Origin of the sequence: Vibrio splendidus, from assembly GCF_002873455.1 — a bacterium.
Classification (GTDB): domain Bacteria; phylum Pseudomonadota; class Gammaproteobacteria; order Enterobacterales; family Vibrionaceae; genus Vibrio; species Vibrio splendidus_J.
Genome location: NZ_MCUN01000004.1, coordinates 93,333 through 105,485, shown reverse-complemented (window position 1 = coordinate 105,485; position 12,153 = coordinate 93,333). Strand labels below are relative to the sequence as shown.

Annotated in this window: 8 protein-coding genes; 3 read left to right on the top strand and 5 right to left on the bottom strand. The window is 43.4% G+C overall.

Features of this window, described 5'->3' with window-relative positions; genetic code table 11:
- Positions 1-198: 198 nt before the first annotated feature.
- The gene (locus tag BCU75_RS02110; RefSeq protein ID WP_099167432.1) at positions 199-1,467 is read left to right on the top strand and encodes an O-acetylhomoserine aminocarboxypropyltransferase/cysteine synthase family protein; all 1,269 of its coding nucleotides are present in this window, start codon (positions 199-201) and stop codon (positions 1,465-1,467) included.
- 105 nt (positions 1,468-1,572) lie between these two features.
- Here the strand turns inward: BCU75_RS02110 and glmS are convergent, their stop codons facing one another.
- Together glmS and BCU75_RS02100 are read right to left on the bottom strand one after the other, a co-directional pair.
- A complete protein-coding gene (gene glmS, locus BCU75_RS02105) occupies positions 1,573-3,405 on the bottom strand; it encodes a glutamine--fructose-6-phosphate transaminase (isomerizing) (RefSeq protein ID WP_102465820.1) in 1,833 nt (610 codons plus the stop codon).
- Positions 3,406-3,512: 107 nt separating this feature from the next.
- Positions 3,513-4,283 (bottom strand): DeoR/GlpR family DNA-binding transcription regulator, encoded by a 771-nt coding sequence (locus tag BCU75_RS02100; protein WP_004736011.1) that lies wholly within the window; start codon positions 4,281-4,283, stop codon positions 3,513-3,515.
- Positions 4,284-4,712: 429 nt separating this feature from the next.
- Between BCU75_RS02100 and pykF the strand changes: the two genes are divergently transcribed.
- Positions 4,713-6,125 carry a pyruvate kinase PykF gene (gene pykF / locus BCU75_RS02095; protein ID WP_017073073.1) on the top strand — a complete coding sequence of 471 codons (1,413 nt, stop codon included), beginning with the start codon at positions 4,713-4,715 and terminating at the stop codon, positions 6,123-6,125.
- A 173-nt stretch (positions 6,126-6,298) separates the two neighbouring features.
- Positions 6,299-6,970 (top strand): GntR family transcriptional regulator, encoded by a 672-nt coding sequence (locus BCU75_RS02090; RefSeq protein WP_076679194.1) that lies wholly within the window; start codon positions 6,299-6,301, stop codon positions 6,968-6,970.
- Between the two features lie 662 nt (positions 6,971-7,632).
- Here the strand turns inward: BCU75_RS02090 and BCU75_RS02080 are convergent.
- The 3 genes from BCU75_RS02080 to BCU75_RS02070 all read right to left on the bottom strand — a co-directional run bounded on the left by BCU75_RS02080 (position 7,633) and on the right by BCU75_RS02070 (position 11,881).
- On the bottom strand, positions 7,633-9,516 hold the full coding sequence (locus BCU75_RS02080) for a sensor domain-containing diguanylate cyclase (RefSeq protein ID WP_102472811.1): 1,884 nt from the start codon (positions 9,514-9,516) through the stop codon (positions 7,633-7,635).
- A 111-nt stretch (positions 9,517-9,627) separates the two neighbouring features.
- On the bottom strand, positions 9,628-10,122 hold the full coding sequence (ilvN, locus tag BCU75_RS02075) for an acetolactate synthase small subunit (RefSeq protein ID WP_076679192.1): 495 nt from the start codon (positions 10,120-10,122) through the stop codon (positions 9,628-9,630).
- Between the two features lies 1 nt (position 10,123).
- Positions 10,124-11,881 (bottom strand): acetolactate synthase 3 large subunit, encoded by a 1,758-nt coding sequence (locus tag BCU75_RS02070; protein WP_102472810.1) that lies wholly within the window; start codon positions 11,879-11,881, stop codon positions 10,124-10,126.
- Positions 11,882-12,153: the final 272 nt, after the last annotated feature.

Below are 12,153 nucleotides of genomic sequence, written 5' to 3'. Positions count from 1 at the left end.
CTGGGAGGGGCCACCAAATTAGAAAAGCCAGAACAGTTCACGCTGCTCTGGCTTTTTGCTTTTCTAGCCCTTTATCTTCTAGCTCAACCTCCTGCCCCATTCGTCCAGTTTCTTCTATTTGACTAAACATACTTTTCTTTTATAAAAAAATCGGCAATATGAGAGTACACAAATCATTCAATAGTTCAGGGAAGACTCATGAAAGACGAAACACTCTCGATTCACTTCGGCTACGACACTGATCCAACAACCAAATCGGTTGCTACTCCTATTTACCAAACCGTTGCTTATGAATTCGATGATGCACAACACGGCGCCGACCTGTTTAACCTTGCGGTGCCGGGCAATATCTACACCCGTATTATGAACCCAACCAACGATGTGTTGGAAAAACGCATGGCTGCATTAGAGGGCGGTATTGCTGGTCTTGTGGTTAGTGCAGGCAGCGCAGCAATTAACTACGCGATTCAAACGTTAGCCCAAATCGGCGACAACATCGTTTCAACGCCTCAGCTTTACGGCGGTACTTACACTTTGTTTGCTCACATGCTGCCAAACCAAGGAATAGAAGTTCGCTTTGCCAAAGACGATAAGCCTGAAAGCTTAGCGGCGCTGATCGATGAAAAAACCAAGGCGGTTTACTGTGAGAGTATCGGTAACCCAGCAGGTAACATCATCGATTTAGAACGTGTTGCAGAACTTGCTCACGCGCAAGGTGTGCCTGTAATTGTCGACAACACAGTAGCGACGCCAGTGCTATGTAAGCCTATCGATTTTGGTGCTGATATCGTGGTGCACTCGCTAACCAAATACGTTGGTGGTCACGGAACAACATTGGGTGGTGTGATTGTTGATTCAGGCAAATTCCCATGGGCAGAACACAAAGATCGATTCCCTGTGTTTAATCAACCAGAGCCTTCATACCATGGTGTGGTTTATACCGAAGCTTTTGGTGATGCTGCATTTATTGGTCGCGCTCGAACTGTGCCGCTACGCAATACAGGCGCAGCTTTGTCGCCAATGAATGCCTTCATGCTAATGCAAGGCTTAGAGACGTTGTCGTTACGCATGGAGCGACACACAGAGAACGCATTGAAAGTAGCAGAATACCTCAAACAACATGAGAACGTGAGTTGGGTAAGCTACGCAGGTTTACCAACGTCTGAGTTCTATCCGTTGGCTGAGAAATACATGCAAGGTAAGCCATCCGCCATTTTATCTTTTGGCTTGAAAGATGGTTATGAAGCAGGTGTTCGTTTCTATGATGCGCTACAAATCTTCAAACGCTTGGTGAACATCGGTGATGCTAAGTCTCTCGCTTGTCACCCTGCCTCTACAACACACCGCCAATTGAGTGAAGCGGAACAAAAACAAGCGGGTGTATCACCAGAGATGATCCGCCTCTCAGTAGGCATTGAGCATATTGACGATATCTTAGCTGACCTAGAGCAAGCACTTAGCGCTTAATGACGCTACAGCTAACCATAACACTGCTCGTTAACGAACAGACACAAAAAAGCCCATCACAGGATGGGCTTCTTATTATCTAATTTTTCTTAGATAAGCTGCCGATTACTCAACCGTTACCGCTTTCGCTAGGTTACGAGGTTGGTCAACGTCGGTACCTTTGATTAGTGCTACGTGGTAAGACAACAGCTGCATCGGTACTGTGTAGTAGATTGGTGCTGTTACTTCATTAACGTGAGGCATCTTGATGATCTTCATATTCTCATCGCTTTCAAAACCTGCGTCTTCATCAGCGAATACGTAAAGTAAACCGCCACGAGCACGTACTTCTTCAACGTTTGATTTCAGCTTCTCTAGCAAGTCGTTGCTTGGTGCAATAACCACAACAGGCATATCTGCATCGATAAGAGCCAAAGGACCGTGCTTAAGCTCACCAGCCGCGTATGCTTCTGCGTGAATGTAAGAGATCTCTTTCAGTTTAAGAGATGCTTCCATTGCGATTGGGTAGAACTCACCACGACCTAGGAACAGTGTGTGGTGCTTATCTGCAAAATCAGGTGCTAGCGCTTCGATCTCTTTATCAAATGCCAATGCTTTTTCAATATCAGCAGGCAATTGATGCAGTGCTTGAACGATTTCCGCTTCTTTCTCTTCATTGATGCGACCTTGTAGACGACCAATTGAAGTCACCATCATCAGCATAGCCGCTAGCTGTGTTGTGAAGGCTTTAGTTGAAGCAACACCGATTTCAGTTCCTGCGCGAGTCATGAAGGCAAAGTCAGATTCGCGAACCAGAGAAGAACCTGCAACGTTACAGATTGTCATTGCTGACATGTAACCCTTCTCTTTTGCAAGACGAAGTGCAGCAAGCGTATCCGCAGTTTCACCAGACTGAGACAGAGTCACCAATAGGCTATTCGGACGAACAACGAAATCACGGTAACGGAATTCAGAAGCAATCTCTACGTCACAGCTTACGCCTGCTAGAGATTCAAACCAGTAACGCGCAGCCATGCCTGAGTTGTAAGACGTACCACATGCGATGATCTGCACGTGTTCTACCTTATTTAGGATCTCTTCAGCTTTAACACCAATCGCATTAGTGATAACAGAAGTGTTGGAGATACGGCCTTCCATTGTGTTAATCAATGCTGTTGGCTGTTCAAAGATCTCTTTTTGCATGAAGTGACGGTATTGGCCTTTATCACCAGCGTCATGCTCTGCGTTTGATTCAACAATTTCACGCTCAACACGCTCACCCGCTACATCAAATACAGTAACATCACGACGAGTCACCTCAGCAACATCACCTTCTTCTAGATACATGAAGCGACGAGTTACGCTTAATAATGCAAGTTGGTCAGAGGCTAGGAAGTTCTCGCCCACACCAAAACCGATAACGATTGGGCTACCAGAACGAGCAACAACGATACGGCTAGGATCTTTACGATCAACTGCCACTGTGCCGTATGCACCGTCTAATTGTTTTGCTGTTTTTTGCAGAGCTTCAACCAAAGAAGTTGACGTACGAAGTTCCCACTCAACAAGGTGAGCGATAACTTCTGTATCTGTTTGTGAAGTAAACACGTAGCCACGCTCTTGCAGTAGAGCACGCAGTGCTTCGTGGTTTTCGATAATACCATTGTGTACAACGGCAATATCGCCAGACATGTGTGGGTGTGCGTTTGCTTCAGAAGGCTCACCGTGTGTCGCCCAACGTGTATGAGCAATACCAGTACCGCCAATAACATGTTGCTGATCGACTGCGTCTGCCAACTCTTGTACTTTACCAAGGCGGCGTACACGAGTTAGATTAGACTCGCTATCAACGACAGCGACACCCGCTGAATCGTAGCCTCGGTATTCTAGGCGGCGAAGGCCTTCTACTAAAATTTCAGCTACATCACGCTGTGCTACTGCACCAACAATTCCACACATAGTTTTACTCCATCAATTTCGTTTTATTCCTATTGGCAGCAAGCAAAGGCCAGATCTTTATTAAGATCAATTATAGGAAGTTAAATGCATAATACTTAAATTTGTTTTTACGCTGGATCGGTCAGGATCACTCGAACATCATGTGATTCGATACTTGCTTTGGATTCTTCGCCTAAGTCTGTATCGGTAATTAAGATGTCAATGTGTTCCCATGCCAGCTCTAAGTTCGGGATCTTTCGTCCCACCTTTTCCGACTCAACCATCACGATCACTTCTCGTGACACTTCAGCCATTACTTTACTTAGGCCAACCAATTCATTAAACGTAGTTGTGCCTCTATCAAGGTCGATACCATCAGCCCCGATAAATAGTTGATCAAAATCGTAAGCTCGAAGTACTGACTCTGCGACTTTTCCTTGAAAAGAATCCGAATGGGTATCCCAAGTGCCGCCGGTCATTAGCAGTGTTGGTTCGCTTTCCAACTCATTAAGTGCATTAGCAACATGCAACGAGTTGGTCATTACAACCAAACCACGCTTGCTATTGAGCTGCTGAATTAGCGCTCCTGTCGTGCTACCGCTATCGATCACAATGCGATTATGGTCGCGAATTAAATCAGCAGCGGCTTTCGCTAATGAAATCTTTCGAGTCGAAACTTGTGGACCCAGTTCTTCGTTCACAACCTCTTTCGGTAATGAAATCGCACCACCATAACGGCGCAAAAGCTGACCGTTTTTCTCTAAAGACGCCAAGTCCTTTCTAATCGTGACCTCTGAGGTTTCGAATTTAGCGGAGAGTTCATCAACACTGACCTCTCCCTTTTCATTAACAAGGTTAGAAATAGCATGTCTTCTGAGCTGGGTGTTTCGTTTCGACATTTAAAAAAAGCCAGTAAGTTTCGATTTGAAACATATTATAGTTACAACGAAACTATTTAGTCCATTTATTTTGATCCAAAAAATTAATAAATAGCGATGAAACCTTGTCCTAAGACAATTGTTAAGCAGTGATATTGAACTCATTAGGTGGTAGAATCCGCACCCGAAAAGAAAAAAAATTACAAAACTGACTGTTATTTTTTTGCAACTTACCTCTTATATAGTGGGGTAAGTCACATAAAACCGATATTGAATCAAAATATTTTGGTCATAAAATGACTAAAATTGATGAAAGACTTACAACTCTGAAGGACATATTGGAAGTCCCGCACTTTTACACAACAGGCACAAAATGTTGATGTAGCGGACCAATCTTCAGAACTTAAATAAATTTCAAATTGTAACAATACTTACCGGAGAGTACCTTCCATGAAAAAGACCAAAATCGTATGTACGATTGGCCCTAAAACTGAATCTGTAGAGAAGCTAACTGAACTAGTAGATGCTGGCATGAACGTTATGCGTCTTAACTTCTCTCACGGTGACTTCGCAGAACACGGCACTCGTATCGCGAACTTCCGTAAAGTAATGGAAAACAATGGTGAGCAACTTGCTATCCTTCTAGATACTAAAGGTCCAGAAATCCGTACTATCAAACTTGAAGATGGTAACGACGTAGATCTAGTAGCTGGTCAAGAGTTCACTTTCACAACTGACGCAACAGTTGTTGGTAACAAAGACGTAGTAGCAGTAACTTACCTAGGTTTCGCTAAAGACCTATCAGCTGGTAACACTATCCTTGTTGATGACGGCCTAATCGAAATGGAAGTTATCGCAACAACAGAAACTGAAGTTAAATGTAAAGTTCTTAACAACGGTGCTCTAGGCGAAAACAAAGGTGTTAACCTTCCTGGCGTTTCTGTTCAACTTCCAGCTCTTTCTGAAAAAGATAAAGCTGACCTTAAGTTTGGTTGTGAGCAAGGCGTTGATTTCGTAGCTGCTTCTTTCATCCGTAAAGAAGACGATGTTAAAGAAATCCGTGAGCTTCTAAACGCTAACGGCGGCGAAAACATCCACATCATTTCTAAGATTGAAAACCAAGAAGGTGTAGATAACTTCGATTCAATCCTTGAAGCTTCTGACGGCATCATGGTTGCTCGTGGTGACCTAGGTGTTGAAATCCCAGCTGAAGAAGTAATCTTCGCTCAGAAGATGATGATCGAGAAGTGTAACCGCGCACGTAAGATGGTTATCACTGCAACTCAAATGCTTGACTCTATGATCAGCAACCCACGTCCAACTCGTGCAGAAGCGGGTGACGTTGCGAACGCAATCATGGATGGTACTGATGCAGTAATGCTTTCTGGCGAAACTGCTAAAGGTAAGTACCCAGTTGAAGCTGTAACTATCATGGCTCAAATCGCGAACCGTACTGATTCAGCTCTTAAAGCTGAGCTAGGTTCTCGTCTAGATAGCCCACGTCTACGCATCACTGAAGCAGTATGTAAAGGCGCTGTAGACACAGCAGAGAAGCTAGCTGCTCCTCTAATCGTTGTTGCAACTGAAGGCGGTAAGTCTGCACGTTCAGTACGTAAGTACTTCCCAACTGCAAACATCCTTGCTCTAACAACTAACGAAAAGACAGCTGCACAGCTAGTTCTTACTAAAGGTGTTAAGCCAGTTCTTGTTGACTCTATCGAGAACACAGACACGTTCTACATCAACGGTAAAGAAATCGCTCTACAATCTGGCTTAGGTAACAAAGGCGACATCGTAGTTATGGTTTCTGGTGCTCTAGTAGCTTCTGGTACTACAAACACGGCATCTGTTCACGTTCTATAAGAATGAACCGATACGCATAAAATATAAAAGAGGGCTTCGGCCCTCTTTTTTTATGAAACAAATCTTGCCTAACTTTTCAGTACGCTGTATTATCAATCACAGTAGAATCACGTACTGTTAACTTCCATAGGCTCTTTCTAAGAGACGGATTAGCAGACTAGAATCAAATATGCATGAGGTTTGTAATGTCTAGTCCTACGCTCACAGACAAAGTATCAAAGATGATTCGCCAAGATATTCTTAATGGTGAGTTAACCCCTGGCCAAAAACTCGTTGTTGCTGATCTAAAAGCACGATACAACGTAGGCGCATCTCCAATTCGTGAAGCCTTGGTACAGTTATCTTGGAGTAAATACGTAAAGCTAGAGCCACAGAAAGGCTGTTGGGTATCTCCTGTATCAAAGAAAGAACTCAATGACCTATACGAAAGTCTTCGAATGGTGTCTTCCGTTCTGCTTAAAAAGGCGATTTCAGCTGGCGATGAAAGCTGGGAATTAGAAGTATTGACCTCTTACCACAAACTATCACGCCTTCAGAACGTGGAAGAAGAATTTGATTCGATTGAATGGGAAGAACGCCACCAACAGTTTCATGTCGCGTTGCTTGAAGGTGCTGATTCAGAGAACATGTTTAAGTTCTTTGATGAGCTCATTAACCAAGTTAAACGTTACCGCTTCCTAGCGATGTCTGCAGAAAGCGCATCTGATGATCTGTTCAATATCGATGAGCACGAAATGATCATGAAGCTAGTACTCTCTAAGAATGTAGAGCAAGCGACAGAATTGCTTGATCAGCATTTACTAAGCTCAATGAAACGAATTGAAGAAGTTATCGAAGCGGCATAATGCTAAGATAGATTCTAGCAAAATAAAAACGGAGCCCAACGGCTCCGTTTTTTGTTTCCAGCATTACAACTGAACTACCACCCAAAAAACTCTTTATGATGAGTATTGAGCAGCACAACCATAGGTAAAAAATACAACGCACTAAGTTGAAAACCAAGAATGGCCAATGCACCTATAGTTAATCTCACTAAAAAATCGACAAACATACCACGCCTCTTTTAACCAGACAGTATGATCCCCAAACTCTTGCTCCTGCTAACCTAATTCTACTGCTGCTAATCAACTAATTGATAAGGCTAGATAACCAGTTGAATTACGTTAACGGTGTCATCCTTTTACATCTGGTAAACACTTTAATTTACTGTTCCGCTCTATACGGTCCAATTCGAAGCAAGGTAGTTTACTTATCGTTCAGTTTAGCTCAAATTATCACCAGCATTAGACTTTAGTCTAACTGTAAGGATTTCGTGACACAGATCGCTCAAAAGTGAGATTCATAGAAATAGCACCTACCAAAGTGCTGGTTATGACGAGAAAAAGTCGAGTTAAAGTTGGGATCAAAGCGTGGATCTCATGTAGGGTTTAAGAGCGGCGTTAAGGCGTTAGACAGATCGAGAGTAGGCGATTATCTACTTGTTTGGTCTACTGAACCAATAAGATAACTACGCCACATCAGCATGACTTGGACACATTGAAACAGTATTACGCCCAGACGATTTTGAGTCATAAAGCCCGACATCAGCGCATTTATATGAACGAGTACTGTTACTCGTTAAATCCGTAAAGCCAACGCTCACCGTCACTTTAGTTCCTGAAGACAGCTCTATTTCTATTCGCAATCGATCCAATACACGCTTCGCTTCCGGCAGCGAGGTATGTGGCATCAGTAATGCAAACTCCTCTCCCCCAACGCGAGCAACAAAATCAGTACTGCGTAGGCTATCCTGCAGAAGCCTTGCAACACTTGCAATTACTCGGTCGCCTTCATCATGTCCAAGCTCGTCATTGATTCGCTTGAAGTTATCAATATCGACCAAGGCCAAGCACGTCGTCGCTTCGTTAGGGTAACGCTCAACTAAACGAGAATAGTAGGCCAACTGTTCTTCGAACTTTCGTCGGTTCCAAAGGTTACTCAAAGAATCTCGTTCACTTAAGATCCTCAAACGCACCTCAAGCTCCTTCCTTACAGAAATATCAACCAAGGACGTAATATAGTAACTGATCTTTCCAGAGCGATTCTTAACGGCTTGTACTCGCATGATAACGGTGAAAGGGATACGTAACTTGTTCTTACACTGAACTTCCCCCTCCCATACTTCTTCTTGCTCTAAGTGTTGCCAGATTGAATCACTAGAGAGCGCCTGCTCGGTGTTTTCAAGCAATAGCTGTAATGCATTTTGACCGATAACTTGAGTTTTGCAGTACCCAGTCATGTTCTCAAACTCGTTGTTGATCATCATAGTACGATGCTGCTTATCAGAGATCATGACGGCCGACATCCCACTCAATGCGGCGCGTGCCAACTTACTTTCTAGACTTCGACGTCGGTAATGAGTCACTAAATAAGCAAACGGAAACGCAAAGACCAGTACCGTTAGCAACACAAACACTTCTTCTTGAGAGAGGTCACTTAAGCTCGGTTCAGCTCGATCCATCAGTTGTTTCTGATTAAGTTGAATCAGTAAATGGACCTTTTGATTATTCGCGAGCATAACCGTATTAAACGCAAACAAATTACCATTTTCAAAAACGTGTCCAACCTGATCATTGGAGATCGCTTCCCATGTCTTTGGTGCGATGTATTTCAAGTTGTGCTCTTTTCTTTCAGGGATAGAGTCACCAAACAACTTATCGCTGTTGCTACTCGCTATGTAATAACCAGCTTCATTAAGAACTTCAGCTCTAAGATCATTATCAGGTGAAAAGCTAAGACGCGACGATAGACCCCATACATCCAAATTGATAACAAGATAACCTACTCTTTTCTCAGGTGTTTCTACGGGGGTAAAGACACGAATTACTGGCATATAAGGAAAGGTGACCTCACCATGCTCCGTTTCGAGCTCAATCCCCCAGCCGCCAATTTGCTCGGCTTCGAGATTTTGTGCATGTTGAAAATAGCGAGAATCAGACTTGTCTTGTAACTCTTGAGGAACCGCCACACTCCCGGTATTAGCCGAATAATTCACTCGTACCAGCTCTTTGCCCGAAATATCCAACAGATGAATCTTCGTATACCACTTCTGGTTCACTAAGACAGACTGCCAAACCTCTTCGAGTAGATCTTTGGTTTGTTCCGACGGAGATTCTGCAAAATTGACGAGACTTTGGCTGTGGCTGAGCAGCCCCATCATCGAGACTAATTGAGTCTTAAGCAGATCATAGTCTCGTTTGGCATACACTAATTGATGGACAGCTTGTTTAGCTGAATAGTCAAAGCTCTGTTGTTTTACTTCTTTGTAGCGCTGTAAGTAATAAAGAGCAACGGCAGAACAGAGCGTGATAGAGATGATTAGTAATGTAATTATTGATTTTTTATTTCGCATTACTAGCTCAGGAAGAAAAAGAGAGCGCAAGATTATAGCACTCTAAAAAATTAACAAAATAAAAGCCGCTTAAAAAAGCGGCTTAAAAACTATTTTTTAAATACTTCTTGTTTAGGCTTTCAACGCTCGCTCACCACGAGCGATGCCAACAACCCCACTTCGAGCCACTTCAAGCACTTCCGTCACTTCAGACAATGCCTGAATGAAAGCATCAAGCTTTTCGCTAGTGCCGGCCATTTGAACCGTATATTGAGAAGCCGTTACGTCAACGATTTGGCCACGGAAAATATCAGCCGTACGCTTCACTTCCGCACGAGCAAAGCCGCTCGCGCGTACTTTTACCATCAATAATTCACGTTCGATATGCTCAAACTCGGACACTTCTTGTACCTTAAGTACATCGATCAGCTTATGCAGTTGTTTCTGGATTTGCTCGAGCTGCATTTCGCTTGAGTTAGTGGTGACGTTCAAACGAGAAAGCGTTGGATCATCCGTAGGAGATACATTCAAAGACTCGATGTTGTAGCCACGCTGAGAAAACAAGCCAACCACTCGAGAAAGTGCACCAGGTTGGTTTTCCATTAACAGTGAAATAATGTGTCTCATATTATGTTCTCTCCGTTTTGCTTAGCCACATGTTATCCATACCCTCGCCTTTGATCTGCATTGGGTATACGTGCTCGGTGTCATCAACACTGATATCGACAAATACCAAACGGTCTTTCATCGCCAGTGCTTTTTCCAAACCTGATTCCAGTTCATCCGGAGATGAAATACGCATGCCGACGTGACCATAGGCCTCGGCAATTGCAGCGAAATCAGGAACAGAGTCCATATATGAATTAGAGTAACGACCTTGATAAACAATATCTTGCCACTGTTTTACCATGCCTAAAAAACGGTTGTTAAGGTTAATAATCTTAACGGGGATATTGTATTGCAGTGCAGTCGACAGCTCTTGGATATTCATTTGAATACTGCCGTCACCAGTAACAATCACAACTTCTTCATCTGGTTTAGCAAACTTAACGCCCATACCTGCAGGTAGGCCAAAGCCCATCGTGCCTAAGCCACCAGAGTTAATCCAACGGCGTGGCTTGTCAAACGGGTAGTACAAAGCAGCAAACATTTGGTGTTGACCTACATCAGAAGCAACATAGGCATCGCCATTGGTTACTTTATATAGGGTTTCAATTACTTGTTGTGGCTTAATACGACCAGACGTTTTGTCATACGCTAAGCAGTCACGTTCTTGCCATTGCTTAATCTCACTCCACCAGCTTTCTATCGCTTCTGCATCGTTGATTCCGCCTTGCTCAATAAGCAAGTTGACCATACTCTCTAGAACTTTCTCTGCTGAACCTACAATAGGTAGATCCACTTTAACGTTCTTAGAGATAGAAGATGGGTCGATATCAATGTGCATGATCTTCGCATCAGGACAGTACTTATCTAGGTTATTGGTCGTTCGATCATCGAAACGTACGCCAATACCAAAGATCAAGTCCGCATTGTGCATCGCCATATTGGCTTCATACAAACCATGCATACCCAACATACCCAATGAGTTCTTATGAGTACCAGGGAAAGCGCCAAGCCCCATTAGGGTGCTTACCACGGGTAAATTCAGTGCCTCTGCTAATTTTAACAACGGCTTATCTGCTTCAGAAATAACCGCACCACCACCGACATAAAGTACCGGCTTCTTCGCCTCAAGAAGGGCTTTTAAAGCCTTTTTGATCTGACCTTTATGACCCGTAACCGTTGGGTTATACGAACGCATTTTTAGCGTTTCTGGGTATTCATAAGGAAGCTTGATTTGTGGGTTTAAGATGTCTTTTGGAAGATCAATAACCACAGGACCAGGACGTCCTGTCGTTGAAATATAGAATGCTTTTTTAACGACTTCAGGGATATCTTCCGCTTTCTTAACGAGGAAGCTGTGTTTAACGATCGGGCGTGATACACCCACGATGTCACACTCTTGGAAGGCGTCGTTACCAATCAGGTTATTTGGTACGTTACCAGAAATAACAATCATTGGAATTGAGTCCATGTAGGCTGTGGCAATACCAGTAACGGTATTGGTCGCACCCGGACCAGAACACACAAGTACTACGCCCGGCTTACCGGTAGAACGAGTATAGCCATCTGCCATGTGGGTAGCGGCTTGTTCGTGTCGCACTAATACGTGTTTAATTTCAGCAGTTTTAGCATGCAGCGCATCATAGATATCAAGTACAGAACCACCTGGGTAACCAAAGATTTGTTCTACACCCTCTTCAATTAGAGACTGCACCACCATCTCAGCGCCGGATAACATTTCAGCGCCGGATGACATGGCTGTTTCAGGTTTTGTTGTCATATTGCTCTCCTCACCAGTTTCCAACCATATTTGGTGAACATGTTGGGCTGGTTTTTCATAGTCTAGGGCTTATTCGTAGCCTAATTCGAAATACTTCCACTTTTTCGGCTATGGCTGTCTGTAGTGATAACAACAAACAGTAATACGAAACAACTTTAACGCTTTATTATCATCTGGTCTAACACCTGTTATCCGACAATTACGTCAAAAAACCAACTATTAGCTTAAAGCATCAAATAAAACCCAAACCAAACCCAATAGTTAGATTTAAA

Bases quoted from the DNA above. Each gene is read 5' to 3' on its own strand.
- ilvN (WP_076679192.1), bottom strand. From the start codon at position 10,122: ATGAGACACATTATTTCACTGTTAATGGAAAACCAACCTGGTGCACTT.
- glmS (WP_102465820.1), bottom strand. From the start codon at position 3,405: ATGTGTGGAATTGTTGGTGCAGTAGCACAGCGTGATGTAGCTGAAATT.
- BCU75_RS02090 (WP_076679194.1), top strand. From the start codon at position 6,299: ATGAGGTTTGTAATGTCTAGTCCTACGCTCACAGACAAAGTATCAAAG.
- pykF (WP_017073073.1), top strand. From the start codon at position 4,713: ATGAAAAAGACCAAAATCGTATGTACGATTGGCCCTAAAACTGAATCT.
- BCU75_RS02100 (WP_004736011.1), bottom strand. From the start codon at position 4,283: ATGTCGAAACGAAACACCCAGCTCAGAAGACATGCTATTTCTAACCTT.
- BCU75_RS02110 (WP_099167432.1), top strand. From the start codon at position 199: ATGAAAGACGAAACACTCTCGATTCACTTCGGCTACGACACTGATCCA.
- BCU75_RS02080 (WP_102472811.1), bottom strand. From the start codon at position 9,516: ATGCGAAATAAAAAATCAATAATTACATTACTAATCATCTCTATCACG.
- BCU75_RS02070 (WP_102472810.1), bottom strand. From the start codon at position 11,881: ATGACAACAAAACCTGAAACAGCCATGTCATCCGGCGCTGAAATGTTA.